This window comes from Cryobacterium sp. M91 (genome assembly GCF_002929615.1).
Taxonomy (GTDB): Bacteria; Actinomycetota; Actinomycetes; order Actinomycetales; family Microbacteriaceae; genus Cryobacterium; species Cryobacterium levicorallinum.
Window position 1 is genome coordinate 1 of the sequence record NZ_PJJT01000064.1, and the last position, 26,352, is coordinate 26,352.

The window sequence follows — 26,352 nt, forward strand, 5'->3', positions numbered from 1 at the left end:
GACGCTTTTTTTAGAAACGCCCGATCCAGTTTCAGGTCCGCGTTTTCTTTGCGCAGCCGGAGCAACTCAGCCCGTTCAGACTCGGTGACTCCGGTCTCGCCGGTGTCATTGCGGGCCTTGAACGCGATGACCCACCGGCCCAGCGAAGCCTCGTTGATGCCGAGCTCCCGAGCCACGGTCGCAATCGCCCTGCCGGTGTTGATCACCAGCTTCACGGCCTCGTCTTTGTACTCAGGAGTGAACTCCCTGCGTGTCTTTCCCATGTGAACATTCTCTCTTGTGAGGTGTCCACTCAACGGGGGCAGGGCCAGNTGAGGTGTCCAGTCAACGGGGGCAGGGCCAGTCGTGTTCAGCCTCCAACATGGATGACGGGGCGTTTGCGTGGGTTTGTTTCGCTTTCTCTTATGATCTCTCGCACTACTGGTGCGGTGTCGCCTCGACCCAGCAGTAAGTATCGGAACATGTGGACCAGCGGGTTGCCTTCGGACCATTCAAAATATGCGTGTGGGCGGACGCCTGTTGTATCGCGGAGGGCTATCAATATTGCAGCGATTGCATTTGGGGCGGCGGGGCTGCTGGTGCGAAGAACGCGGTACCCATCAATTTCGACGCCTTCTATCCGTAGAACTTCGCGAAATTCGGAGGGGTCCACGACGTCGATCTCGAGGAAGAGGATGTCTGCGGTGCCAGGGATCGGATTGATCCACCGTTGCTCTTCTTCTTTTTCGGCGTATTCGGCCGTGTGGCCCGTTTGCCGGCGGTGGGCGACGATGTTGAGTTTGTTGTCGTGTTGGAGTGAATCGTTGATGAAGCGGCGTGCTTCGTCGTCGAATTCGATGCGATCCGCGCGCAGCTCTGTCGTACGGGTGACTCGGGAGATCAGGGAGACGACAACGATGCCGAGGATGAACAATGCAGAAATTGCGATACCGTCTGGTTTTTCCCGAATGTTCTCGACCAGCGCGTAAAGCAAAATAGCGGTGAGGAGGGCAAATCCAATGCGGGCGATGCGGCGTTTACGTCGGATGCACGAGATCGTGACAGCGAAGGCGCCAGAGACCATCATCGCCAGGATGCCCGTTGCGTAAGCACCTGCCTGGGAGTTGACGTCAGCGCCGAAGCCAATCGTGATGATGATGCTGATGGCGGTGTACACAAGGACGACGGGGCGAACAGCGCGGCTCCATTCCGGTGCCATGCCGTAAGCGGGCAGGTAGCGGGGCACGATGTTGATCAGGCCCGCCATTGCGGACGCCCCGGCGAACCAGAGGATCAGGATACTGCTGATGTCATAAACGGTGCCGAAACCGTTGCCGATCAGCTCGTGGGCTAGGTAGGCGAGTGCGCGACCATTTGCTTCTCCACCTTGCTGGAATTTTTCTGCCGGGATAAGCAGAGTAGTCACGAAGCTACTCAATAGAAGATAGACACTCATAATCACCGCAGCGGCCGTCAGCAGTTTTCGAGTGTTCCGAATTCGAGATTTCAACCGTTCCTCGGGGGTTTTGCCGGTTGCGGCGATCAACGGCATCATACTCACCCCGGTCTCGAAACCAGACAGGCCGAGCACCAATAAAGGAAAGGCTAGAAGAGCCGGCACGAGGATCCCGCCGAGCCCTCCTCCAGTGGCGGTCAAGAGGGCGAGCCAGTCGGTGACCGTAGCCGGATCAGTCACGAAGTTCACGAGGCCAACGCCGAGAATGACAGCATTCAATGCCAGGAAAGCAGCTACGAGGGGGATAGCTATCGTAACTGCCTCGGTGAAGCCCAAGAGGAAGACTCCGCCGAGGATGAGCAGGAACAGTACCGTGACGGGCACGGCCAGGCCTCGGAACGCTTCGGGGACGTAGGGATTTTCCAGTAAGTGCACGGTAGCGTCCGCCGACGAGAGGGTGATGGTGATGATCCAGGAGGTCGCTACGAATCCGAGCAGAACGAGCACGAACAGCTTGCCCCACCAAAAGGGAAGCAACCGTTCAAGCATCGCGACGGAGCCTTGGCCGTTAGGACTTTCTTTTGCTACCCGGTGGTACATCGGCAACATTCCCAAGAGCGTCAAAGCGACAATCAACAAGGTTGCCAAAGGCGACAATGCACCGGCGGCAAGTGCGGCGATCGCAGGAAGGTACGACAGCGTGGAAAAGTAGTCCACACCCGTGAGGCACATCACCTTCCACCAGGGGTGCGCAGAAGCACGGGTTTCACCACTTTCCGGGCCCACCGGTTGCACAGTGTCACGCAGCATCCATCGGCTTACCGCACTCGAAGGCTTGCTATGCACCACTGGTCCCTGAACACTTGCCGGCATCGCGAAAATTTCTTCAGTCATGTCTCTCGATCACTTTTTCTGTGAGGGAACTTTGCCATGCAACTGGTTGAGTGTACGACGTTCAAATGTTGCCTGGCGACGGTCGTCGGTATTGGGCAACGGCACCCCTCTTCCGGCGACAAATGCGCATCCTTGATCATGCCTGAAATCTCGTCGACTAAGCGGGAGGTTTGTGCGGTGCGTCCAATAGCCTCGGGCACCATCCCGAACGGTTAGAACGAGCGTGCGCTTGTGGACGACAGCACAGTCAGCACCACTCACGTCCTCGTTACAGTTGAGGTCCGCCCGCAAGCGACGGACTCACAGAATTTGGCCTGGAGTCACGCCCAAAACTCAGATTCCGCTCCACCAGCGACTTCTGCTTTTTTCCACACTCGCCCGCACAACTCGTCCATACCGAAAACGGTACTTCCTGCCGTCCCATAAGCCGAACCCCTACCGGGTACTCTGATTCCGTACTATTGCGGCATCGTGAGGCTGAGCCATCGTTCCTCGATGGCGTAGCCGAGATGTTCGTTCATGCGGATGCTTCCGGTGTTGACCTGAGCGCCACCCGTGCCGAAGATCCTGACGCCGTCGTCGACCAACGCCATAATCGACGCCGCCTTAACCGCAACGGCAAGCCCCCTGCGGCGGTACGAAGGGTGGACGGACGTGAATTCGGTTTCTCCGCGCGCGGTGGTCAGGCTGATGACGCTGGATGCCACGAGTTGTCCGTCATCGATGGCGCCAAAGAGGCGGCAGCCGCGTCTCCAGAGTTCGAGCACGTCGGACTCGTCGCGGTGTGGCACTTCTGTCGCTGGCGTGTATGGATAATCGGAGTGGTTCAGGGCTTCCAGTGCAGTGACCTGACGGGCCCAGCTGGCGTCGAGTTCCTGAATTAGGAAGCCTTGCTCCTTCGCCGCGACGATGGCCGCGTTCAGTGCTGACAGGTCGGGTGGATCGCTGAGGCGCAGGCGGGCACCCCACGATTCGCCGACAACGACGTACCCAGCCTCCGTTAGATGCTGCACTCGCGGATCGTTGAATTGGACTATCTGTATATCCCCGGTCACCAGCACAGTTTGTCAGAGTGACGGTTAATCTCCCGACTGCCGACGAAATAGCGCGCCCTCTTGCCGAAGTGCCCGCAAGCCGGACCTCGACCAGGACGGCATAACCCGCGGTTGTGTTCCACGGAGGGCCATATGAAGGCTAGGACCTTCATTCCCGTAACCCCCGCCCGAGAAAATGCCCGGTGGAGGGAGGCTAACCGGGGCAGAAATATCGCTGCTAATTCCTTGCCCGGGGCTTGGGGACCGTCGAGCTGCGTCGCTGCAACGCGCTGGACGGCGTGGTCGCCAGGGTCAAGGTTGGGGCCGATCCAGATGCCGCGGGCGTCGAGGCAGGGGTACGAGACCAACCGTGGGTGTTCGGTGCGGACGAGCCGTCTGTCCGCTTCGCGGGTGATGGCGCGATGGGCGTCGGAAGTGCAGCAGTACGCGACCCGGTCGACGTTTTCGTGCACGAGGCGGTAGCCGTGGTTGGTCACGATCTTCTAGTACCGCTGCCACGACTTCAGGGATCCTAACAGGACATCTTAGGTCGATTTATTCTGTCGTAACTCAGGGCCGTTCTTTGATGACGTATCGCAGGATTAGGTCGGTGCCCGGATAGCGGGTCTGAGTTTCTGTGAGACTCGAGCAGAGCTCGCTGACGGCGGCGGTTTCGCGTTGGGTGGGCATCGGGTCCAGCGTGATGGTCAATTGGCACTGCTCTGCGCCGACAAGACACCCGACCAGATCCTGTTCGGCAACGGGCTGTCGCACCAGCGCACAGCGTCGACTCGGGACGGCTGGCTGGTCTACGCCCTCAAACGTGCCCGGGAGGTCGATCCGAACTTCCCTCGCGTCACGCCCCATGACCTCCGGCTCACCGCCGCGAGCCTGGCCGTGTCCGCCGGCGCGAACGTCAAAGCGCTGCAGCGGATGCTCGGCCCCGCCTCGGCCGCGATAACCCTCGACGTGTACGCGGACCTCTTCGACGACGATCTGGACAGCGTCGCAGTGGCCCTCAATCAAGCCCGGATGATTTCAAGTGTGGGCAAACGGGGCATCTGAGGCACCCGACACCAAGTTAAAACCCAGATGAGCGTAGATATATTCGTGGTGCCCCCACTGGGACTTGAACCCAGACTGTGACGATTTTAAGTCGTCTGCCTCTGCCAATTGGGCTATAGGGGCGTGCCCGGTAACGGGCGGTTCCAGCATAGGTGCTGCCGAGCGATGCGATCGCCCGGCAGCAACTATCGAAACAGCTACTTTGAAGCGGATGCCTCGGCGGCCGCCTTCTGCGCAGCGGGTGCCGTGGTGGCCGAAGCAGCCTCGGCTGCAGCAGCCTTGACCGTGGGCTTGCGCGGCGCACGGGGCGCACGCGGGGCCGCCGGAGCCTTGGCCGCGGGGGCTGCAGCTGGCGCAGCAGCAGGTGCCGGCGGCTTGGGGCGCGAAACGAACTCTTCGAACACGGCACGCGGGTTCTCGGTGGCGCTCAACGACACCACGTCGCGGCCGAGGAAAACGTTGTTGACCCAGCCCCAGACGACGCGCAGCTTGCGCTCCCAGCTCGGCATGGCCAGGCCGTGGTAGCCACGGTGGGCGAACCAGGCCGGCATGCCCGTGATGGCCAGGTTGCCGCTCTGGAAGACACCGACTCCAACGCCAAGGCCGGCAACGGCGCCCATGTTCTTGTGGAAGTACTGCACCGGTGCTTCGTCGCGCAGCACGGCAACGATGTTCTTGGCGAGCAGCTTGCCCTGGCGCACAGCGTGCTGGGCGTTCGGCACGCAGTTGCCGCCGACGCCGCCACCACTCAGGTCGGGGACACAGCTCACATCGCCGGCGCCCCAGGCATCGGCGATGATGTCGTCTTCGGTTCCGACGCGCAGGTCGGCACGAACCTGCAGGCGACCGCGCTCTTCGATGGGAAGGTCGGTGTGGCGCACGATCGTCGGGTTCGCCATGACGCCTGCAGTCCAGACGATGAGGTCGGTTTCGAAGGTCTCTCCGGTGGAGAGCTCGATCTTTCCGTCCACCGCGCTGGTCAGCTGGGTGTCGAGGTGAATCTGAGCGCCGCGACCGGCGAGGTTGTCGATGACCCAGAGGCTTGTCTTGAGCGAGACCTCGGGCATGATGCGGCCCATGGCTTCGATGAGGTGAAAGTTGGTGTCCTCGAAGCTGATCTCGGGGTACAGGGTGAGCAGCGAGGTCGCGAACGAGCGCAGCTCGGCAAACACCTCGATGCCGGCGAAGCCGCCACCGACCACAACGAACGTGAGCAGGCGCTCACGCTCGGGGCCGGCCGGAAGGGCTGCCGCCTTGTCGAAGTTGGTCAAAACGCGGTCGCGAATGGCGACGGCTTCTTCGATGGTCTTGAGTCCGATGGCCTGGTCGGCGACGCCCGGAATCGGGAACGTGCGCGACACCGCACCGGCGGTGACCACGATGATGTCGTACTTGAACTCGTACGGCTCGCCGGTCGGCGGGGTGATCGTGGCGGTCTTCTCGGCGTGGTTCACGTGCGTGACCTTGGCGGAGATGACGTTGGTCTTCTTGAGGTGGCGACGGTGCGACACGACCGCGTGACGCGGTTCGATGGATCCTGCAGCGACCTCCGGCAGGAAGGGCTGGTACGTCATGTAGGGCAGCGGGTCGACCATGGTGACCTCGGCTTCACCGGATCGTAGCCACTTCTCGAGCTTCCACGCCGTGTAAAAACCGGCGTAGCCGCCACCAACAATGAGAATTTTGGGCACGATGAGAAGGCCTCCTACAGGATTATGATTGTGCGAAATCTTTGGGGTTGCGCCGAATTCGCTTGATGTACCGAGTGGCCCCAATGCCCACCAGCGTTACTAGGATACCAAACCCTACGAGTACAGCGAGCGGCAGACTAATATAGGTCAGTGTCAGCTGGTTCGGGAGCCACGCCGTGAGCACATTTTGCACCGGCAGCGCCGGGTCTTCATCGACCGCAGCCGGAGCCTCCGCAACGGGAGTCTCGGTCGGAACCACGTCAATCTGAGCCCGCCGGTGCAGCGTGATCCACTCCGTGAGCAACTCGCTCGGAGTGGCCTCTGTCGCCGGAGCGACATAGCGGGTGACGGCGGCAGCGGCATCGATCAGGCCGTTGCCATAGATGGGGCTCGGCACGCTCCGCCCGTTGGCGTTCGCGGTCGCGATGACCCGGTTCATGACTCCCGCAGCGTCGAGCGTCGGATAGGCCGCCCGCACCAAAGCAACGAGCCCGGACACGATCGGCGTCGCGGCACTCGTGCCGTCCCACTGTACATAGGTCGAATCGGGCGTCACCCCGACGAGCTTCTCGCTCGGCGCAGCGACGGCAATGGTGATGCCTTGCGAGGAGGCATCGAAGCTCGCCGATTTTTCGCGGTCAACGCCGGCAACCGTCAGCACGCCGGGAATCGTCGCGGGAGCCCCGACTTCGGTGGTTCCGCTCCCCCGGTTGCCGGCGGCGGCCACGACGACGACATCATTTTCGAAGGCATAGAGAAATGCGTCATCCCAGCTCTCCGGCCAGTACAACGTATTGCGGGTGAGGGACATATTGATGACGTCCGCCCCATTGTCGACGGCCCAACGGATGCCCTGCGCGATCTGATCGTCGTTGCTCACTGCAGAACGACTGCTGCCAAATCCGACCGACACCGCCAAAATGGATGCCTCAGGCGCCACGCCGATCAGTCCGGTACCGTCGCCAGTGCCGCGTCCGGCCAGAAGCGAGGCGACCAGGGTGCCATGCTCGCCCTCATCATCGTCGCCGGCGACCGGAGTTTGACCGTTTGCGGAGCCGAGCCCGGAGACATCCGTTCCCCCGATGACCGCGCCGGTCAGCTCTGCCACGTTGCCGTTGACTCCAGAGTCGATGACCGCGACCGTGACACCGGCCCCGCGCGTGGTGTTCCACGCTTCGGTGAAGCCATAATCGGCGAGCCAATACTGCAGGTCGCGAATCTGATCGGCGTGCGCGGCGGGCGCGTCGAGCACGACGGAACCGACCACGGTACCGCCGAACAGCGCCGTGGCCAACGCGAGCCCGACGCCCGCGCTGACCCGACGAGCGCTGACCCGGTGCGTAGTCGCGGTCACGCCAGGGCCGCCCCGGATTCGTCGATCGGCGCCGCGGAGTAGTCCAGACACTCGCAGACCGTGGGCGACCAGGTGGCGCGTTCCAGCGCGAGGTCGCCGACCGGATTGACGCCGGGTCCGGCCGCCAGCGAGTGGGCGGCCAGGGCGTGCAGGCATTTCACCCGGTTCGGCATGCCGCCGGAGGAGATGCCAGCGATTTCCGGCACGCTTCCGAGCTGGTCGCGGTCGAACAGAAAACTCTCGTGCGCCGCTTGGTAGGCCGCGCGCACGTCCGCACCGTCGGCGAGCAGGTCGTTGTACTCGTTCATGACCTGGGTGGCTTCGAGGGCGGAGATCGCTGCGGTGGCCGCGGGGTGGCAGAGGTAATACAGCGTGGGGAACGGGGTTCCGTCGGCGAGCCGCGGTGCGGTCGCCACGACGGTCGGCGCGCCGCAGACGCAGCGGGCGGCGATGCCGACGACGTTGCGGGCCGGTCGTCCGAGCTGGGCCGAGACGAGGTCGATGTCGGCCGCGGTGAACGGGTCGAACGGCGGCCGGGTCACGGCGCCACCGTTTCCGGTGTCGCGGGTGTTAATGTCGCGGGTGCTCCGGCTTGCGGGGCGAGGCCGGCGGTCATGGTGGAGGCGAACAAGGAACCCAGCCAATCAATCTTGGTGCTTTGGATATTGGTACTCACCGGCGCGGCATCCGCTTCAAGCGGGGCGACGACCGGTAAATCGTTAATGACGAGAAAGCTGATGTCGCCGGGCAGTACGTAGAACAACCGCTCGCGCGCCTGCGTTGTGACGTAGGTGCGGTCGTTCCAGCGTTCACGCTGGCTGGTGAGACGGTCGACCTCGTTCTGTTGATCGGCGACGGCCCTGCTCAACTGGCTGATCTGCTGCCGCTGCTCGGCGTAGGTACGCAGGCTCGGCGCGAGAATCACCACGGCGAGCACCAGAATCACCATCATCACCAACGAGAATCCCGAAAAGCGGATGCCGCGCAGCCAGCCGCCGGCGGGCGTTTCCGTCTCCGAGACCATGGGTGGCCGCTGGGCTGGTTCACGCTGTACTGGTTGACGGTGGGCTGTTTGCCGCTGGGCCTGCGGGCGCTTGCCCGGCTTGGACTGCGCCGGCTGGGGCTGGGACGGCGTCTGCTGAGGTCGCTTCGGCGCCATCACAACTCCTTTCGCTGGTCGGTCGTGTCTGTCAGTAAAAAATGGTACCAAGGGAAAGCTGTGGGCCCCCGACCAACCGAAATATCGGTGGTCGAGGGCCCGATGATGCTATTGCTGCTGAGTGCCTACTACGCGGTGAAGCGGGGGAACGCGGTGCGACCGGCGTAGACCGCGGCCTCGCCGAGTTCCTCTTCGATGCGCAGCAGCTGGTTGTACTTCGCGACACGTTCGCTGCGGGCGGGGGCGCCGGTCTTGATCTGGCCGGCATCCGTTGCGACGGCGAGGTCGGCGATGAAGGTGTCCTCGGTCTCGCCGGAGCGGTGCGAGATGATCGCGGTGTAACCGGCGCGCTGGGCGAGGGAGACGGCATCCATTGTCTCGGTCAGGGTGCCGATCTGGTTGACCTTGACCAGAATAGAGTTCGCAGCCGCGAGGGAAAGGCCCTTGGCCAGGCGCACCGGGTTGGTCACGAACAAGTCGTCTCCGACGATCTGCACCTTGTCGCCGAGCGCAGCCGTGAGGTGCACGTAGCCGTCCCAATCGTCTTCTTCGAGCGGGTCTTCGAGCGAAACGAGCGGGTAGTCGGTGACGAGCTCAGCGTAGTAGGCGCTCATCTCTTCGGCCGAAAGCTTCTTGCCCTCGAAGTTGTAGCTGCCGTCCTTGAAGAATTCGCTCGCAGCGACGTCGAGGGCGAGGGCGATGTCCTTGCCGGGAACGTAACCGGCGTTTTCGATCGCTTCGACGATGAGGTCGAGCGCTGCCCGGTTGCTGGGCAGGTTGGGGGCGAAACCGCCCTCGTCGCCGAGGCCGGTGGAGAGGCCCTTGGACTGCAGCAGGGCCTTGAGCGAGTGGTAGGTCTCGACGCCCCAGCGCAGGGCCTCGCTGAACGACTCAGCACCGAGCGGAACGATCATGAATTCCTGGATGTCCACATCGTTGTCGGCGTGCGATCCACCGTTGATGATGTTCATGAGTGGCACCGGGAGGGTGTGCGCGTTCGGGCCGCCGAGGTAGCGGAACAACGGCAGTCCGGCCGAGCTTGCGGCGGCCTTGGCCACGGCGAGGCTGACGCCGAGGATGGCGTTGGCGCCGAGGCGCTCCTTGTTGTCGGTACCGTCGGCTTCGATCAGAACGAGGTCGACGATGCGCTGGTCGGTCGCGTCGATGTCTTCGACCGCGGGGCCGAGGTCGTCGATGACGGCTTCGACGGCCTTGAGCACGCCCTTGCCCTGGTAACGGGCCTTGTCGCCGTCGCGCAGCTCGTAAGCCTCGAAAACGCCGGTGGACGCGCCGGACGGCACCGCGGCACGACTGACCGTTCCATCGCCGAGCAAAACCTCGACTTCGATGGTCGGGTTGCCTCGCGAGTCGAGAATTTCGCGTGCGTCTACTGCCTCAATTAGGGCCACAACTGTCTCCTGTTTTGTCGGGATTGACGCCTGGTCGGGCGCCGGGGTACTGGTCGGAATAAAGGTAGGGGTGTGCCGGACGCTTTTAATGAACTCAGCCCAGGCGAATTCAGTCTAACCAAACCCGTCGGCCGTTCGCCGAACCGCAGAGCTGCCTGGTCGGGCGCGGGTGGCCTGGTCAGGCGCCGAGCGGTTTGAAGTCGAGGTCGCCGGCCGTCTGCGTTTCGGCGGTCACGAACGCGAACCTCCCGTAGCCGGCCTCGCCGGCCCGGTCGAGCAGCGCCTTGAGGTTCTTGGTGCGGCGTTCGAGGCGGACACGCAGGCCGTCGGCGACCAGGTCGCGCTTGAGAGCGACCAGTCGGGCCGGATCGGCCTCTTTGTCGTGCACGAGCACGACCGCCAGATCAGCGGATGCGGTATCCGCTTCAAGCAGGTCGACGATGCGTTCAAAGCCGATCGAGAATCCGCAGGCGGGCACGTCGGTGCCGAGGAACCGGCCGATCATGCCGTCATAGCGGCCGCCGCCGCCGAGGGAATAGCCGAGGGAGGGGTGCGAGATCTCGAAGATGGTGCCGGTGTAATAGCCCATGCCGCGCACCAGGGTGGGGTCGAAGACCAGGTCGACGCCGGGGAGGGCGGCGCGCAGGGCGGCGAGGTCGGCGAAGGCTTTCGGGTCGAGCCAAGCCGGCGCAGCGCCGTCGAACAAGCCGTCGCCCAGGGCCCAGCCGCCGGTGCCAAGCTCGGTGAGCAGCGCGGCGAGGCCCGGCGCATCGATGCCGAGGGCACCGAGTTCGGCCGCGACACCGTCGACGCCGATCTTGTCGAGCTTGTCGATCACGATCAGCGCCCGCTCGGTCAGCTCGGCGGCGGCGCCCCAGTGGGCGAGCAGGGCGCTGAGGATGCGGCGGTCGTTGATGCGAATGGAGCAGCCCTCGAGGCCGAGCAGATCGAGCGTCGCGGCCGTGGCGGTGATCAGTTCGATCTCGGCGAGCGCGCCGGCCTCACCGATGATGTCGATGTCGCACTGCATGAACTGGCGGTAGCGGCCCTTCTGCGGCCGTTCGGCGCGCCAGACCGGTGCGATCTGAATCGACCGGAACACGGTCGGCAAGCTCGCACGGTGAGTGGCGTAAAACCGGGCGAGCGGCACCGTCAGGTCGAACCGCAGGCCCAGGTCGGCCAGCGACAGAAGGTCATCCTGCTCGGCCGCCACCGCAACATCCGCTGGGCTGAGCCCGCGCTTGAGCACCGCGAAGGCGAGTTTCTCGTTGTCGCCGCCGAGCCCGGAGTGCAGGCGGGCGGAGTCTTCCATGACCGGGGTTTCGATCTCGTCGAAGCCGTGCGCACGAAAACTCTCGCGAATAATGCCGAGCGAGCGTTCGCGGAGGGCCTTGTCGGCGGGGAGAAAATCGCGCATGCCGCGCGGCGGGGTCACTGCAATAGCCATGGGGTAATTCTCTCAGCATGCCGTGGATGCGATTCACCGTCCGCTCCTGAAATTGGCCGCGCCCTAGACTCGGGGGAACAAGTGGGGGTGTGAATGTCGGTCGCGACTTTTTCCGGCGAGACGGACGTGACGTCGAGCGGCGTCGCGGTGACCGGGGTCAGTCGGTCATTTGGCAGTGTGCTGGCGGTGGTGGATGCGTCGCTCGTTGTGCCGGCCGGGTCGGTGACGGCGTTGATCGGACCGAACGGCGCGGGCAAGACGACCCTGCTGCTCATGCTCGCCACGTTGCTCACACCGTCGACGGGCAGCATCCGCATCAACGGGCACGACCCGGTCACCGAACCCGAACGGGTGCGCGCCGTCACGGGCTGGGTGCCGGACGCCCTGGGTTCCTGGCCGAGCCTCTCCGCCCGTGCCGCCCTGCAGACCACCGGGCGCATGTACCGAATGACCCGCGAGCAGGCCGCCGTGCGCGCCGACGAACTGATCGCGCTGACCGACCTCGGTGATTTTGCCGATCGACCCTCGCGGGTACTGTCCCGCGGTCAGAAACAACGCCTGAGCCTGGCGCGGGCGCTCGTGCACTCCCCGGGCGTGCTGCTGCTCGACGAACCGGCGTCCGGCCTCGACCCGGCCGCGCGCGCGTCACTACGCCAGCTGCTGCGTCGCCTGGCCGGCGACGGCACCGCCATTTTGGTGTCGAGTCACGTCCTCGCCGAACTCGACGAGATGGCGGATGCCGCGGTGTACCTCGCCGCCGGACGCACGGCGAGCCCGGAGCAGGTGGCCGCGGCGGGCGCGAGTGCCAGATCCTGGCGCATCCGTTCCCTGGATAAGGCGGCCCTGGAACGCGCCCTCGCCACTCCCGGAGTGGTCGGCGCGCTCGTCACGGTGCGCGGCGTCGACCAGCTCGGCACTTTGGTGCAGGTGGAGAACGAGGCCTCGGCGGCCGCTCTGCTGCACAATCTGGTGCTGAGCGGGGTTCCGGTCTGCGATTTCGGACCGGCCGTCAGCAACCTCGAACACACCTTTCAGGACCTCACCCGGTCGACCGGGGAGGAGGCGACGAAATGATCCACTCACGGGTGTTCTTCTCCGGGCTCTGGCTCATCGTCACCCTCGAACTGCGTCAGCGCGTGCGTGGAGCCTCGTGGTACGTATTGCTCGGCGTCTTCATGCTGCTCGTCGGCGTGGTCACATTTCTGCTCTGGCTGGCGACCTCGGCCTGGCTGTCCGGCGGCGGCGGCGTGTTCTCCACCATCATCTTCTTCGTGCTGCTGCTCGGCACGCTGGTCTCTCCGGCGCTGTCGGGCAATGCCATCAACGGCGATCGGGATGCCTGCACCCTCGCCACGACGCAGGTCACGCTGATCAGCACCGGGCAACTCGTGCTCGGCAAGTTTCTTGCCGCCTGGATCACGGCCCTCGCCTTTCTCGCGGCGGCGCTGCCGTTTCTCATCTTCGCAGTCGTGCTCGGCGAAGTCTCGTTCGGCACCATCGCCGTGTCGGTGCTCGTGCTCGCGGCCGAGCTCGGCGTCATTGCCGCCGTCGGAGTCGGACTCTCCGGCATTCTGACCCGGCCGCTGTTTTCGATCGTGCTGACCTATCTGGTCGTCGCGGCACTCAGCCTCGGCACCCTCATCGCGTTCGCGCTGCTCGGCACCGCCACCCAACAGCAGGCGACGAATGTGAACTACTACGTGGTTTCGTCGACGTTCGACGAGGCCACCGGCGAGCAGTCGGACATCGTCTGTTCCACGGCCGAGACGACGACCCAAAACGTGCCGCGCTTCGACTACTTCTGGTGGATTCTCGCCGCGAACCCCTACGTGGTGGTCGCGGATGCCGCCCCCGGCAGCTTCAACGACGCCGGCTACCCGACCGACCTGTTCGGCCAGATCGCCGTCGGCGTGCGCAGCGCCCAGTCGCCGCCGGAGTTGTACACGGAGTTCAACGGCTGCGACGAGGCCGCCCAGAGCAGCTTCAGCGACAGTGGCGCCTTTTCCGGTGAGGCCTTCGACCGGGGGCCGACCGCACAGCAGACCTACGACGGCGCGGTGCCGAGCTGGTTCATCGGCCTCGCCATACACCTGCTGCTCGGCGCGGGCGCCCTGCTCTGGGCGTGGCGCCGCACGCGCACCCCCGCGACCCATCTCCCCGCCGGCAGCCGCATCGCCTAACCCTCCGTACTGATCCGCGTTAGGAGGGGAGGGCGATTATTCCGGCGTCGAAGGATTCGTCCAGCGGAGCGCCGGGCGCCTGGACTCCCTCGGCTCCGCGAATTTCGCCCTGCAGGTCGCGCACTGCGGCGCGCAGCGCGCGCTCGGCGTCAAGGCCCTGCGCCCGAGCGGATGCCACGATCGCCAGCAGCAGCGGGCCCAGATCGGCTTCGGATTCGATCGGAAGCGGGAAGCCGGCATCCGCTTCGATCAGGCCGATCTTTTCGGCCCGACCCAGCACCTTGTCGGCGAGGGCGAGGGCCGGCATACCACCCGGAATTCCGTCGAGCACGCTGGTGCGGCCCGGCTTCTCCTCGGCTTTAAAACCGTCCCAGGCAGCCGAGACCTCCGCCGCGGTGTCGAGGGTGACATCGCCGAACACGTGCGGGTGTCGCCCGACCATTTTCTCGGTCAGGCGGGCAGCGACATCCTGAATGTCGAAGTTCTCCTCCGGCGTGTGCGCGGCCAGGTCGGCGTGGAACAGCACCTGATAGAGCACATCGCCGAGTTCCTCGAGCAGGTCGTCGCGGCTGCCGTCCTCGATCGCCTCGATCAGCTCGTGCGTCTCTTCGACCAGGTGCCGCACCAGCGAGACGTGGGTCTGGTCGGCGTCCCACGCGCAGCCGCCGGGCCCGCGCAGCCGCGCGACGGTGACGATCAGGGTGTCGAGAGGGCTGGGTTGCATCGTTGTCTGCCGAGCGGATGCCGTATCCCGGTCATTTTCGTCGGCCGGCGGAGTCGGTCGGGTAGCGTTGGCACCGGACACAGCGCCGGACACGGAGCCGGAGGAAAACACGGGGTTGGTCATGGTCGGCACTCCTGGATCGGTTCCATCGTCCCTCCATCGTAGGCGGGCCACCGATGATCGCTCAGGTACGTCGTGTATTCTGGTCGACGGTGAGCCGGGAAGTCTGGTCGGCACATGTATGTTCGCGCCCGAAAGACCAGAGGAATTTTAATGACCGAACCATCCAACCTGCCAGCTTCGAAGGCCACCCCGTCGACCGCCACCGTGCTTCGCCGCGGCAGCCACAACGAATTCGTGCGGATCTCGCGCATTCTGCGGAAGGAAACCGTCGGAGGCGCCATTCTGCTCGCCGCGACCGTGGCCGCGCTGATCATGGCCAACTCCGGCTTCTCCGACGCCTACTACGCCTTTCGCGACTACAAGATCGGCTACGCCCCCTGGCACCTCGAGCTGAGCCTCGGCGCCTGGGCGGCCGACGGGTTTCTCGCCATCTTCTTCTTCCTCGCCGGACTCGAACTCAAACGCGAATTTGTCGCTGGGGACCTGCGGAGCGTGAGCCGGGCCATCGTGCCGGTGGCGGCCGCCGTCGGCGGAGTGATCATTCCCGCGCTCATCTATGTGCTGATCAACCTCGAAACCGGGGCTGAGACGCTGCGCGGCTGGGCGATTCCCACCGCGACCGACATCGCCTTCGCCCTCGCCGTGCTCGCCGTGATCGGGTCGAAGCTGCCGGCCGCGCTGCGCATCTTTCTGCTGACCCTCGCTGTCGTTGACGACCTGCTCGCCATCGCCATCATCGCTTTCTTCTACACGACGGACATGAATGTTCCGCTGCTGCTGCTCGCCATCGTGCCCCTCGCCCTGTTCTGGGTAATCACCCACCGGTTCTCCTACTTCTTCAAGAACAAGGCGTGGGCAGCCTGGGTCATTTTGCTGCCGCTCGGTTTCATCGCTTGGGCGCTCGTGCACGGCTCCGGTGTGCACGCCACCGTCGCCGGTGTGCTCCTCGGCTTCGCGGTGCCGGTCTTGCGCAGCAAGCGCAGCGGCGGCCCCGACGCCGGGCCCGGTCTGGCCGAGGTGCTCGAGCACCGCATTCGCCCGCTCTCGAGCGGTTTCGCGATTCCGGTGTTCGCGTTCTTCTCCGCCGGCGTCACCCTCGGCGGCGCCGAGGGTCTGTACCAGGCCATCACCGACCCGGTAGCTGTCGGCATCGTCGTCGCTCTCGTGGTCGGCAAGCCGATCGGGGTGTTGCTGGCCACCTTCATCGTGACCAAAACCACCAAGGCAACCCTCGACCCCGACCTGGCCTGGATCGACGTCATCGGCGTGTCCCTGCTGGCCGGCGTCGGCTTCACCGTGTCCCTGCTGATCAGCGAGCTCGCCTTCGGCCAGGGCAGCCCGCACGACGATCACGCCAAGGTCGCCATCCTGGTCGGTTCGCTGCTCGCCGCCCTGCTGGCCACCGCGATCCTGCGCTCCCGCAACCGTCACTACGGTCGCATTGCCGATAAGGAATCCATCGACAGCGACAGCGACGGCATCCCGGATGTGTACCAGACGGAACAGCCGTCGAAGGGCTAAGCATCCGCTGACTCAGACAGCACCGTCGTTCCTGCAACGACAGTGCTGTCTGCGTTAACGGTTAAGTGGCGGACAGAACGGCCGGCGGGAAGATCGCGGTCAGCAGCGACTTGGTCCACTCGATCAGGGCGTTGTCATCCAGCGGCTCACCGTTCGGCCGTGGCATCGGCACGCTGAGCGCCCCAGTGGCCGACACGTAACGTGAGCCGGGATACATCCGCTGCAACCGGATTTGAATGGAGTCGGCCAGATCGGCCGGAGCAACCCGCAGGTTCGACCCCATGGCGACGACCTCGCTGAGGTTCGCCTGCTGCGCCTGCCAGCGCAGCCGCGACACGGCCACCAGGTTCTGAACCGGCCCCGGCGGTTCGCCGTAACGGTCGGTGAGTTCCTCAACCACGAGGTCGATCTGGTCGTCGGCCGCCGTCGGCGAGCTCGCGCTGGACAGCTTCTGGTACGCCTCGAGACGCAGCCGCTCACTGTCGACGAAGTCGTGCGGAATGTGCGCGTCCACCGGCAGCTCGAGCCGCAGCTCGGTCTGCCCCTCGGCGACATCGCCGCGGAACGTCGACACGGCCTCGCCGATCATGCGCAGGTACAGGTCGAAGCCGACGCCCGCGATGTGCCCGGCCTGTTCGCCGCCGAGCAGGTTTCCGGCACCGCGAATCTCCAGGTCCTTCAGGGCCACCTGCATACCGGCACCGAGTTCGTTGTTCGCCGCGATCGTGGCGAGCCGATCGTGCGCGGTCTCCGACAGCGGCTTGTTCTCGTCGTAGAGGAAGTAGGCGTAGGCCCGCTCACGCCCACGACCGACCCGGCCGCGCAGCTGGTGCAGCTGGCTCAAGCCGAACTTGTCGGCCCGGTCGATGATGATCGTGTTCGCGTTGTTGATGTCGAGGCCGGTTTCGATGATCGTGGTGCAGACCAGAATGTCGAACTTGCGCTCCCAGAAGTCGCCGACCACCTGCTCGAGCTGAGCCTCGGGCAGCTGCCCGTGCGCGATCGCGATGCGCGCCTCCGGCACCAGTTCGGCGAGCTCCGAGGCGATGCGGTTGATGCTCGTGACCCGGTTGTGCACGAAGAAGATCTGACCTTCGCGCAGCAGTTCCCGACGGATGGCCGCAGCCACCTGCCGTTGCGAGTACGGTCCGACAAAGGTCAGGATGGGGTGCCGGTCCTCGGGCGGGGTGGCCAGGGTCGACATTTCGCGAATTCCGGTTACCGCCATCTCCAGCGACCGCGGAATGGGGGTCGCGCTCATCGCGAGAATATCCACGTTGGTCTTGAGCTTCTTCAGGGCGTCCTTGTGCTCGACACCAAAGCGCTGTTCCTCGTCGATAATGACCAGGCCGAGATCCTTGAAGATGATCGACGGCGACAGTAGCCGGTGCGTGCCGATGACGACGTCGACCGTGCCCTCGAGCATTCCGGCGATCGTCTCGCGCGACTCCTTGTCGGTCTGGAATCGGGACAGGGCGCGCAGGTGAATCGGGAACCCGGCGAAGCGCTCCTTGAACGTTTCCATGTGCTGGCTGACCAGCAGCGTGGTCGGAACCAGCATGGCCACCTGCTTGCCGTCCTGCACGGCCTTGAATGCGGCACGAATGGCCACCTCGGTTTTGCCGAAACCGACGTCGCCACTGAGCAGCCGGTCCATCGGAATCGGCCGTTCCATATCGGCTTTGACCTCATCGATCGTCGTCAGCTGGTCGGGGGTCTCCACGAATGGGAAGGCTTCTTCGAGCTCGCGCTGCCAGGGGGTGTCCGGCCCGAAGGCGTGACCCTTGCTCGCCATCCGCGCCGAATACAGCTTGACCAGCTCGACGGCAATGTCGCGCACCGCCTTGCGCGCCTTGGTCTTTGCGCTCGACCAGTCGCTGCCGCCCATCTTGCTCAGGGTCGGCGCCTCCCCGCCGACATACCGGGTGACCAGGTCGAGCTGGTCGGTCGGCACATACAGCCGGTCGCCGGCGTGGCCGCGCTTGGACGCCGCATATTCCAGCACCAGATATTCGCGGGTGGTCTTGACCGGGTTGCGCCCGCCGCTCGATACCTCGCGCTGGGTCAGTTCGAGAAAACGACCGATGCCGTGCGTCTGGTGCACGACGTGGTCACCGGCGACCAGCTGCAACGGGTCGACGACATTCTTGCGGCGGCTCGCGAGCTTCTTGATCTGCCTGGCCGAGTAGCCGACGGTGCGCCCGTAAAATTCGCTCTCGCTGATCAGGGTGAGTTTGCTGGTCGGGAGCTCAAAACCGTGATCGACGGATGCCTTCAACAGGTAAGCGATACCGGCCTCCGGTTCCAACGGCCACACGTCTACGACGCGCACCGGAAGTTCGCGCTCGGCCAGAACCTGCGCGGCCCGCTCGACCAGCCCCGCCCCCTGGGCGACGATACCGACGACCCAGCCGTCGTGCAGCCGGGAGGCGACATGACCCACGGCCCCGTCGACGCTGCCGGCGAAGGTGGGGACGGCATCCGCTTCGATGCGGATGGTGAGCAGTTCGTCCATTTCGAGGTGTTCGGGCAGAACCGCCTCGTCGGTCGGCGCCGCCTGGAACGTGCTCAGGGTCCACCAGTGGTGGCCGGACGCCGGTGCACCGGGAGCCGAATATTTGACGCTGTCGCGCAGGCGGCCGAGAGTGAGAAAGTCACCGGATTCGAGGTCGATCGGCGCGTCGGCACCGGCCGTGGCAGCGCTCCAGGCGGCACCGAGAAACTCCCGGTTGGTCTCGGCGAGGCTGATCGCGCGGCTTGCGACGCGCTCCGGCGAGATCACGGCGACGGCAGCGTTGCTCGGCAGGTAGTGCGTGACCGGCACCAGCCGGTCGACCAGGGCGGGGGCGAGGCTTTCCATGCCCTCGACCGGGATGCCCTCGGCGATCTTGGCGAGCAGACCGGACAGGCTCGGAAATTCGTGCTGCATTTCCTGGGCGCGCTGCCGCACGGCAGGGCTGAGCAGGAGTTCCCGGCTCGGCGGCAGGCTGACGGATGCGACCGGTTCGGGCAAGGACCGTTGGTCGGCGACGCTGAACAGGCGAATCTGCTCGACCTCGTCGCCGAAGAATTCCACCCGGTAGGGGTGCGAGGCGACCGGCGGAAAGACGTCGAGAATACCGCCGCGCACGGCGAACTCGCCGCGCCGGGTGACCATGTCGACGCGGGCGTAGGCCACATTGACCAGCTGCAGCACGATCGCCGAGAGGTCGTGCCCGCGGGCTCCGACCGTCAGTTCGATCGGTTCGTAGTCGGTGAGGTTGTCGGCGACCGGCTGCAGGGCGGCTCGCACCGAGGCGACGACGATAAGCGGATGCCGCTCGCGCGCGTCCTGCTCCTGCCACTCGCGCATCCGCCGCAGGGCGTGCAGGCGCTTGCCGACGATCTCGGCGCTCGGGCTCAGGCGTTCGTGCGGGAGGGTTTCCCAGGCTGGAAAGTCGATGATCTCCGCGCTCGTGGCGAAGCAGCCGAGGTTCTCGCGCAGCGCCTCGGACTCGCGGCCGGTCGCGGTGATGACGAACAGCGCCTGAGCATCATCGCGGCGCAGGTCGAGCAGCGCGGCGAGCAGCGGGGCACGTATGCCCTCGGTCAGACTGAAATCAGCATCCCGGCTGGCATAGGCGAGGGCGTTGTCGAACGTGGAGGCGCGCGCGAGCGCTGCGATTAAGCCCTGAAGGATCACTGAACGAGTCTATCTACGCGGGCGAGTGGAACTTCTGTTGGGCCGCCACGACGCCGTCGGTGGCGATCAATTCGATCGCGTCGGCGGCATCCGCTATTAAAACGGGCAGAATGCTGCGCTCGGCGGCTGCGAAGTCGTGCAACACGAAGTCGGCCGCGTTCTGGCGGCCCGGCGGCCGGCCGATGCCCATGCGGATGCGAATGAACTCGTTGCTTCCGGTGGCCGCAATAATGTCGCGCAGGCCGTTGTGGCCGCCGTGACCGCCGCCAACCTTGATCTTGAGGGTGTCGAAGGGCAGGTCCAGGTCATCGTGCACGACGATGAGGCGGGAAATGGGCAGCGAGTAGAAGCTCAGCAGCGCGGCGACCGGGCTGCCGGAGACGTTCATAAACGTGGTTGGCTTGGCCAGCACCAGCTTGGGTGCGCCGGGAGCCAGTCGCCCCTCGGCGACCAGGGCGGCGGTTTTGTGACGCTTGAAATTCGCGGGCAGACGATTGGCGAGTTGCCCTGTGACCATCTGCCCGACGTTGTGGCGGTTGCCAGCGTAGTCGGGCCCGGGGTTACCGAGCCCGACTACGAGCCACAGGTTCGTATCCAGGGGAATCCTCCGCCTAAGTGTTGGAAAACCCCGCGAGAACCGAGTGAAGATAATTGTTACGCGGCGGGCGGCGTGGCGGCCGGGGTGCCAGCAGTGATGACCTCGGTCTCCTCGGACTCGTCCTCGCCACGCGGCGTGTGGACGTAGATGACCAGGGTCTCGGGGTCGGACACGAGCACGGCGCCAGCGGGCAGCGTGACGTCCTTGGCGTGCAGCTGCGCGCCGTCTTCGAGGCCCTCGATCGACAACTGGAGGTTCTCGGGGATGTCGGTGGCTTCAACCTCAAGCAGGAGCGACTTGGTGTCGAAGTCGGCCATGGTGCCGGGGAACGATTCGCCGGTGGTGTGTACGGGGACCTCAACCTGGACCTTTTCACCCTTGCGGACGACGATGAGGTCAATGTGCTCAATGATGGCCTTGACCGGGTCCTTCTGCACGTCCTTGACCAGCACAAGCTGCTTCTCGCCAGCGAGATCGAGCTCAAGAATCATGTTCTTGCGACGCAGCAGCAGACCGATGCGGTGCGAGGGCAGCGACACGTGCACCGGCTCGGTGCCGTGGCCGTAGATGACGGCCGGGATCAGGCCGAGCACGCGCAGCTTGCGGGCCGCACCCTTGCCAAAGTTTTCGCGCAGTTCAGCGACGACGGCATTTACTTCTTTTTTAGCCATGGTGTTACTCCTAGCGGGTATAAGACCCAGATCGTGGTCTTCGGGCCGAGGCCCGAAGATGGGGATACTGATTCAACTCGAACGCATGTCAGCGTGAGGAAAAGCCCAAGGTCTCGTCCGCCGCGTCGATCACGGATGCCGTCAGCCCGGTTGCCCGGGTGACGATATCCCTCGCCGAAGTTCGATTCTCAATCTTACACAGTTTGCGCCGCTCCCGCAGTCCGGGCGTGTCGCCCGCTGTAGCCGTGCCGCCCCAGCCGTTAGGGTCGGAGCATGCCCTCCAGCCTGCACAACCGCGTCGTCGATGCGGTTGGCACCCCCATCGTGGACGGCCGGATGCCGGCCGGGACGGTCATGCTCGCCGATCACATCGCCCTCGACCAGGGCGTCAGCCGATCGGTTGTGCGCGAGGCCGTGCGCGTGCTCGCCGCGATGGGATTGGTCGAATCGATCAAACGGGTCGGCATCCGCGTGCGTCCGCAATCGGGGTGGAATGCTTTCGATCCGACGCTTATTCGGTGGCGATTGGCCGGGCCGGAGCGTGGCGCACAGTTGCGCTCGCTGACCGAGCTGCGAGCATCCGTTGAGCCGATGGCGGCGGAGCTGGCTGCCGCACACTGCCCGCAGGCGATGTCGGGCGAGTTGATGACCGTGGCCGCGCAGATGCGCACGGTGGGGCGCGCCGGCGACCTGGAGCGATTTCTGACCCTGGACATCCATTTTCACCGGCTGGTCCTGCACGGCTCCGGCAATGAAATGTTTGCCAAGCTCGACGAGGTGATCGCCGCTGTACTGTCGGGGCGCACCGGCCTCGGCCTGATGCCCGAGAAGCCGCACGAGACCGCGCTGCAGTGGCACGTGGACGTGGCCGATGCCGTGCAGGGCGGGCACCCCGTGCAGGCCCGGGAGTCGATGGAGCTCATTATGCGGCGCACCATCGCTGAGGTGGAAGACTCCTGGGCCGATACCCCTCGGCTGTTCTTCCCAGCCGCGGAATAGTTGGGTCAGAACAGGCTGGCGACGAGGTAGATCGCCAGGGCGATGGTGAATCCGACCACACCAACCAGGGCCTGACCGACGGTCCAGGTCTTCAGAGTAGTCTTGGTGTCCATCTCGAAGAACCGGCTGATCAGCCAGAATCCTGAGTCGTTCACGTGGCCGGCGAAAACCGACCCGGCGGCCAGTGCCAGCACGATCGCGGCCAGCTCGACCGGGTTATAAGTCGAATTGCTCATGACGACCGGCTGCAGCAGGGCGGCGGAGGTGGTCAGTGCAACGGTGGCCGATCCCTGCGCGATCCGTACCACGGCGGCGATAACGAAACCGGCGACGATCACCGGCAGCCCAATGCTGTCGAGCGATTCGGCGATGGCAGTGCCGATACCACTGGCCTGCAACACCCCACCGAACATTCCACCAGCACCCGTGATCAAAATGACGGCGGCAACCGGGCCGAGCGCGCTGTCCACGACGGCCTCGATCAGACCCGACGACTTGCGCTTCTTCCAGCCGAGCAAGATCATGCCGAGGAGAACGGTGATGAGCAGGGCGACCGGGGTCTCGCCGAAGGCGCGCAGTACCTGCACCCAGGCGTCATCGAGCGACACCAGACCGGCTGTCGCTGCCATGTTCAATCCGGTATTGAGAAAGATCAGGCCGATCGGCAGCAACAACAGGGACAGAACGGTGCCGACCTTGGGGGCCGACTCGAATTCCTTGAAGTTGTCGGTCTTGCTGCTGAGAATAGACGGCACGGGAATGTTGTACTGGCGGCCAACGTACCCGCCGAACAAGCGCCCAACGACGAACCAGGTGGGGAGCGCCACGACCAGGCCGAAGATCAGCACCAGGCCGACATCCGCGCCGAGCAGGCCGGTCGCCGCGACGGGCCCCGGGTGCGGCGGAACGAAAATGTGCATGACCGAGAACGCCACGGCCGAGGGAAAGCCGTAGGCGAGGAACGATCCGCCCAAGCGACGGGCGACCGCGAAGATGATCGGTAGCATGACGACCAGGCCGGCATCGAAGAAGATCGGGAAGCCCAGCATCAGGGACGCGACACCGAGGGCCAACGGCGCGCGTTTCTCGCCGAATCTCTTGATCAGGGCATCCGTCAGCACCTGCGCGCCGCCGCTGGTTTCGAGCATGCGGCCGAGCATCGCACCGAGACCGACGAGCAGGGCGACGCCGGCGAGGGTTCCGCCGAATCCATTGAGCAGGGTCGACACCAGCCGATCGGTCGGAATTCCGGTGGCGACGGCTGTCAGGAGGCTCACGATAATCAGGGAGAGGAAGGCGTGCACCTTGAACTTCATAATCAGTACGAGGAGCAGCGCAATGGAGCCGGCAGCAACACCGAGCAGCGCGGGGGTGGACAATACCCAGTTCATGTCAAGTTCGGTCATCAGTGAGCGAGTTCTTCCTGGTTCATTTTTGTAATCATGTTCTGTACGAGTCCGACGATGTCGTCGGGAGTTCTGGTGAGTTCGATCCGCATTCCGGCCTCGTCGGCCGCGAGCGGTTCGAGGGCGGCGAACTGCGAATCGAGCAACGTGGCCGGCATATATTCGTGATTGCGGTGCGTCAGCCGTTCGGCGATCAGGGCCTGATCGCCGTAGAGCTCGACGAAGACCAGGGACGGTACGAGGTCACGCATCAGGTCGCGGTAGCTGCGCTTGAGCGCCGAACACGCCACGGTGAGCGCTTCACCGCCCTCGAGGGCCGCCGCCATGGTCTGGGCGATGTGGGTCAGCCACGGCAAGCGGTCCTCGTCGATCAGCGGATGCCCCGCCGCCATTTTCGCGCGGGCTGCAGCGCTGTGCAGGTCGTCGCCGTCTGCAAAGCGGATGCCGAGGGCATCGGCGATACCGCGGCCGACGGTGGACTTGCCGCACCCCTGCACACCCATGACGACGATGGGCAGCCCGGGGGCGGTCTGGCTGGTATCTGCGCTGTTCGTCTTTGACATTGTGCTCCGCATGCTCGGCCGTTGCTTCATTACATCGGATTAATTCGCGGTTTCATCGCAATAAATCTGATTTCAATCATCAACGCTAACACCACACTGTTCCCGATCAAATTCAGCTTCCGGGCCAGACATGGCCCTCAGGCCCGTGCACTAAAGTTGAAGATGGTCTGTTGAATACAGTCCCAAAGGAGAAAACGTGTCAGAGTCCCGTGCAGCGCAGGCAAATATTGGTGTCGTCGGACTGGCGGTGATGGGCTCGAACCTCGCCCGTAACCTCGCCGGTCGCGAGGGAAACACGGTCGCCGTGTACAACCGCTCCCCTGAGCGAACCCGCCTACTCACGACCGAACACCCGGAAGCGAACTTCGTCGCCTCCGAGAACATCGCCGACTTCGTCGCCTCGCTCACCAAGCCGCGCACCGCAATCATCATGGTGCAGGCCGGTAAGGGAACCGACGCCGTCATTACCCAGCTCTCCGAGCTGTTCGAACCCGGCGACATCATCGTCGACGGCGGCAACGCCGAATTCACCGACACCATCCGTCGCGAGAAGGAGCAGAGCGCCAAGGGCATCAACTTCGTCGGCGCCGGCATCTCCGGTGGCGAAGAGGGCGCTCTCAACGGCCCGAGCATTATGCCCGGCGGTTCGGTCGAGGCGTACAAAACCCTCGGCCCGATCCTCGAATCCATTGCCGCCGTCGTCGACGGTGTGCCCTGCGTCACCCACATCGGCACCGACGGTGCCGGTCACTTCGTCAAGATGATCCACAACGGCATCGAATATGCCGACATGCAGCTCATCGCCGAGGCTTACGACCTGCTCCGCAAGGTCGGCGGGCACTCCCCCGAAGCCATCGCCGACGTCTTCACCGATTGGAACGACGGGGAGCTCAACAGCTACCTCATCGAAATCACCGCCGAGATTCTGCGTCAGGTTGACGCCAAGACCGGAGCCCCGTTCATCGACGTCGTTCTCGACGAGGCCGGTTCGAAGGGAACCGGCGTCTGGACCGTGCAGAACTCGCTCGACCTCGGCGTTCCCGTCGGCGGAATCGCCGAAGCCGTCTTCGCTCGCGCCGTGTCCAGCCACCCGGAACAGCGCGGCCCCGTGCGCGCCACCCTCACGGCTCGCCCCGAGATCGCCGTGGTCGGTCACACCTTCCAGGAAGACGTACGCCAGGCGCTCTACGCCTCGAAGATTGTTGCCTACGCGCAGGGTTTCGACGCGATCATCGCCGGAGCCAAGAAGTACGGCTGGAACATCGACAAAGGCGCCATCGCCACCATCTGGCGCGGCGGTTGCATCATTCGTGCCCAGTTCCTCAACCGCATCGTGGATGCCTACAACAACGACCCGTCGATCCCGAGCCTGCTCGTCGACCCGTACTTCGCCGAGGCCATTGCCTCCGGTGAAGCCGCGTGGCGCCGCGTCGTCTCGACCGCCGCACTGTCGGGCATCCCGGTTCCCGGTTTCGGTTCGAGCCTGAGCTACTTCGACTCGCTCGCGAGCGAACGCCTTCCGGCCGCGCTCGTGCAGGGACAGCGCGACTTCTTCGGCGCGCACACCTACCACCGCGTAGACATGCCCGGCACCTTCCACACGCTGTGGTCGGGCGACCGCAGCGAGATCGCCACGGAAGCGTCGACTCACTAGGCCCGCAGTTCTGCCGGCCGGCAGCATCCACTTATATAACGGATGCTGCCGGCCGTTTTGTCTACCCGGGTCGCTTCACACCCACGTCTGGAATACTTGGACTCCCCATGACTGACAACCACCCCGAGCTCTCCGGTTACGAGCCGAACGACAACTACCGTCCGCTGCGCGGCAAGCACTTCACCGCAATTTTGCGGGTCGCTGTCGTGCTCGGGCTCATTGCCCTGGTGGTGCCGGGCGTGCTCACGACCATGCGGGTCGCCTCCGACACCGCGGCCAACGCCTGCGTGGCCGCGGTGGCCCAGTACTATCCCTTCGCCGTCGACTTCGATGCCCGCTTCGACCTGACCGGACCCGGCGGATTCGGCTGGCAGTGTTATGCGATCGACCAGAACGAGCGCGACACTTTCGTCACGCCGCTCGGCATCATCCCCGCCGCGCCGCGCCAGCTGGCCCCCGCCACCCGCACCTAGCTGCGCTGCGCAGGACTTGCGCCAGTGCGCGGAACCTGCGCCAGTGCGCGGAACCTGCGCCAGTGCGCGGGAGTTCGGCCTCCCGCGCAGCGGCGAAACTCCCGCGCTGGGTGAAACGGATGCCTGCTGCAGCATCCGTCGGAACTTGGTTGCCGAGCCGTGAGTTCTGACCCGAAAATGACGGCAAAGTCATATGGTCGTAGCAACGCTCTAGTGATTGGAGCGTTTTATGGTCAAGTTGTTTCCGCCGAATACTCGCACTGAGTTCAT

At 64.7% G+C, this 26,352-nt stretch carries 22 protein-coding genes and 1 tRNA gene; 7 read left to right on the forward strand and 16 right to left on the reverse strand.

Annotated features, from left to right (window positions below):
- The 3 genes from CXY80_RS02185 to CXY80_RS02195 all read right to left on the reverse strand — a co-directional run.
- A partial coding sequence (locus CXY80_RS02185; RefSeq protein WP_233194819.1) for a transposase occupies positions 1-215 on the reverse strand: 215 nt, incomplete at its 3' end.
- Positions 216-349: 134 nt separating this feature from the next.
- A complete protein-coding gene (locus CXY80_RS02190) occupies positions 350-2,329 on the reverse strand; it encodes an APC family permease (protein ID WP_104131440.1) in 1,980 nt (659 codons plus the stop codon).
- Between the two features lie 458 nt (positions 2,330-2,787).
- Positions 2,788-3,342 carry a GNAT family N-acetyltransferase gene (locus CXY80_RS02195; protein ID WP_158251530.1) on the reverse strand — a complete coding sequence of 185 codons (555 nt, stop codon included), beginning with the start codon at positions 3,340-3,342 and terminating at the stop codon, positions 2,788-2,790.
- A gap of 732 nt (positions 3,343-4,074) precedes the next feature.
- Between CXY80_RS02195 and CXY80_RS19335 the strand changes: the two genes are divergently transcribed.
- Positions 4,075-4,428, forward strand: a complete 354-nt coding sequence (locus tag CXY80_RS19335) for a tyrosine-type recombinase/integrase (protein WP_146070640.1) — start codon at positions 4,075-4,077, stop codon at positions 4,426-4,428.
- 46 nt (positions 4,429-4,474) lie between these two features.
- Here CXY80_RS19335 and CXY80_RS02210 read toward each other — a convergent pair.
- From CXY80_RS02210 to hisS, 7 genes are all read right to left on the reverse strand, one after another.
- Positions 4,475-4,551 (reverse strand) — tRNA-Leu (locus tag CXY80_RS02210).
- A 74-nt stretch (positions 4,552-4,625) separates the two neighbouring features.
- Positions 4,626-6,119 carry an NAD(P)/FAD-dependent oxidoreductase gene (locus CXY80_RS02215; protein ID WP_092451671.1) on the reverse strand — a complete coding sequence of 498 codons (1,494 nt, stop codon included), beginning with the start codon at positions 6,117-6,119 and terminating at the stop codon, positions 4,626-4,628.
- Positions 6,120-6,141: 22 nt separating this feature from the next.
- A complete protein-coding gene (locus CXY80_RS02220; protein ID WP_233194821.1) occupies positions 6,142-7,473 on the reverse strand; it encodes a S8 family serine peptidase in 1,332 nt (443 codons plus the stop codon).
- Positions 7,470-8,015, reverse strand: a complete 546-nt coding sequence (locus CXY80_RS02225) for a DUF501 domain-containing protein (protein WP_092451669.1) — start codon at positions 8,013-8,015, stop codon at positions 7,470-7,472. The genes CXY80_RS02220 and CXY80_RS02225 overlap by 4 nt, the downstream gene beginning before the upstream one ends.
- Entirely contained in the window at positions 8,012-8,632 is a 621-nt protein-coding gene (locus tag CXY80_RS02230; protein WP_233194823.1) for a septum formation initiator family protein, read from the reverse strand. Before CXY80_RS02230 ends, CXY80_RS02225 begins: the two co-directional genes overlap by 4 nt.
- Positions 8,633-8,760: 128 nt before the next feature.
- The gene (gene eno, locus CXY80_RS02235; protein ID WP_092451665.1) at positions 8,761-10,041 is read right to left on the reverse strand and encodes a phosphopyruvate hydratase; all 1,281 of its coding nucleotides are present in this window, start codon (positions 10,039-10,041) and stop codon (positions 8,761-8,763) included.
- Positions 10,042-10,219: 178 nt separating this feature from the next.
- The gene (hisS, locus tag CXY80_RS02240) at positions 10,220-11,488 is read right to left on the reverse strand and encodes a histidine--tRNA ligase (protein ID WP_104131445.1); all 1,269 of its coding nucleotides are present in this window, start codon (positions 11,486-11,488) and stop codon (positions 10,220-10,222) included.
- A 93-nt stretch (positions 11,489-11,581) separates the two neighbouring features.
- Between hisS and CXY80_RS02245 the strand changes: the two genes are divergently transcribed.
- Both CXY80_RS02245 and CXY80_RS02250 read left to right on the forward strand, forming a co-directional pair.
- Positions 11,582-12,562 carry an ABC transporter ATP-binding protein gene (locus CXY80_RS02245; protein ID WP_233194825.1) on the forward strand — a complete coding sequence of 327 codons (981 nt, stop codon included), beginning with the start codon at positions 11,582-11,584 and terminating at the stop codon, positions 12,560-12,562.
- Positions 12,559-13,668 carry an ABC transporter permease gene (locus CXY80_RS02250; protein ID WP_233194826.1) on the forward strand — a complete coding sequence of 370 codons (1,110 nt, stop codon included), beginning with the start codon at positions 12,559-12,561 and terminating at the stop codon, positions 13,666-13,668. Before CXY80_RS02245 ends, CXY80_RS02250 begins: the two co-directional genes overlap by 4 nt.
- A gap of 19 nt (positions 13,669-13,687) precedes the next feature.
- On the opposite strand, the gene CXY80_RS02255 is transcribed toward CXY80_RS02250, so the two are convergent.
- On the reverse strand, positions 13,688-14,515 hold the full coding sequence (locus CXY80_RS02255; protein ID WP_369828602.1) for a MazG family protein: 828 nt from the start codon (positions 14,513-14,515) through the stop codon (positions 13,688-13,690).
- A 150-nt stretch (positions 14,516-14,665) separates the two neighbouring features.
- Here CXY80_RS02255 and nhaA point away from each other — a divergent pair, with 150 nt between their 5' ends.
- Positions 14,666-16,036: a Na+/H+ antiporter NhaA gene (gene nhaA, locus CXY80_RS02260; RefSeq protein ID WP_104131446.1), complete on the forward strand. Its 1,371-nt coding sequence runs from the start codon at positions 14,666-14,668 to the stop codon at positions 16,034-16,036.
- 61 nt (positions 16,037-16,097) lie between these two features.
- Here nhaA and mfd read toward each other — a convergent pair whose 3' ends face one another.
- The 3 genes from mfd to CXY80_RS02275 are packed head-to-tail and all read right to left on the reverse strand — an operon-like array spanning position 16,098 to position 20,987.
- On the reverse strand, positions 16,098-19,718 hold the full coding sequence (mfd, locus tag CXY80_RS02265) for a transcription-repair coupling factor (protein ID WP_104131447.1): 3,621 nt from the start codon (positions 19,716-19,718) through the stop codon (positions 16,098-16,100).
- A gap of 13 nt (positions 19,719-19,731) precedes the next feature.
- Positions 19,732-20,316, reverse strand: coding sequence for an aminoacyl-tRNA hydrolase (gene pth / locus CXY80_RS02270; RefSeq protein ID WP_092451657.1), 585 nt, complete (start codon positions 20,314-20,316; stop codon positions 19,732-19,734).
- Positions 20,317-20,372: 56 nt separating this feature from the next.
- Entirely contained in the window at positions 20,373-20,987 is a 615-nt protein-coding gene (locus CXY80_RS02275; protein WP_092451655.1) for a 50S ribosomal protein L25/general stress protein Ctc, read from the reverse strand.
- Positions 20,988-21,260: 273 nt separating this feature from the next.
- Between CXY80_RS02275 and CXY80_RS02280 the strand changes: the two genes are divergently transcribed.
- Entirely contained in the window at positions 21,261-21,986 is a 726-nt protein-coding gene (locus CXY80_RS02280) for a FadR/GntR family transcriptional regulator (protein ID WP_104131448.1), read from the forward strand.
- Between the two features lie 5 nt (positions 21,987-21,991).
- Here the strand turns inward: CXY80_RS02280 and CXY80_RS02285 are convergent, their stop codons facing one another.
- A complete protein-coding gene (locus CXY80_RS02285; protein WP_174775308.1) occupies positions 21,992-23,392 on the reverse strand; it encodes a GntP family permease in 1,401 nt (466 codons plus the stop codon).
- Positions 23,392-23,955, reverse strand: coding sequence for a gluconokinase (locus tag CXY80_RS02290; protein WP_233194827.1), 564 nt, complete (start codon positions 23,953-23,955; stop codon positions 23,392-23,394). The genes CXY80_RS02285 and CXY80_RS02290 overlap by 1 nt, the downstream gene beginning before the upstream one ends.
- Positions 23,956-24,151: 196 nt before the next feature.
- Between CXY80_RS02290 and gndA the strand changes: the two genes are divergently transcribed.
- Together gndA and CXY80_RS02300 are read left to right on the forward strand one after the other, a co-directional pair.
- A complete protein-coding gene (gene gndA / locus CXY80_RS02295) occupies positions 24,152-25,609 on the forward strand; it encodes an NADP-dependent phosphogluconate dehydrogenase (RefSeq protein ID WP_092451633.1) in 1,458 nt (485 codons plus the stop codon).
- Between the two features lie 107 nt (positions 25,610-25,716).
- The gene (locus CXY80_RS02300) at positions 25,717-26,082 is read left to right on the forward strand and encodes a hypothetical protein (RefSeq protein ID WP_092451631.1); all 366 of its coding nucleotides are present in this window, start codon (positions 25,717-25,719) and stop codon (positions 26,080-26,082) included.
- Positions 26,083-26,352: the final 270 nt, after the last annotated feature.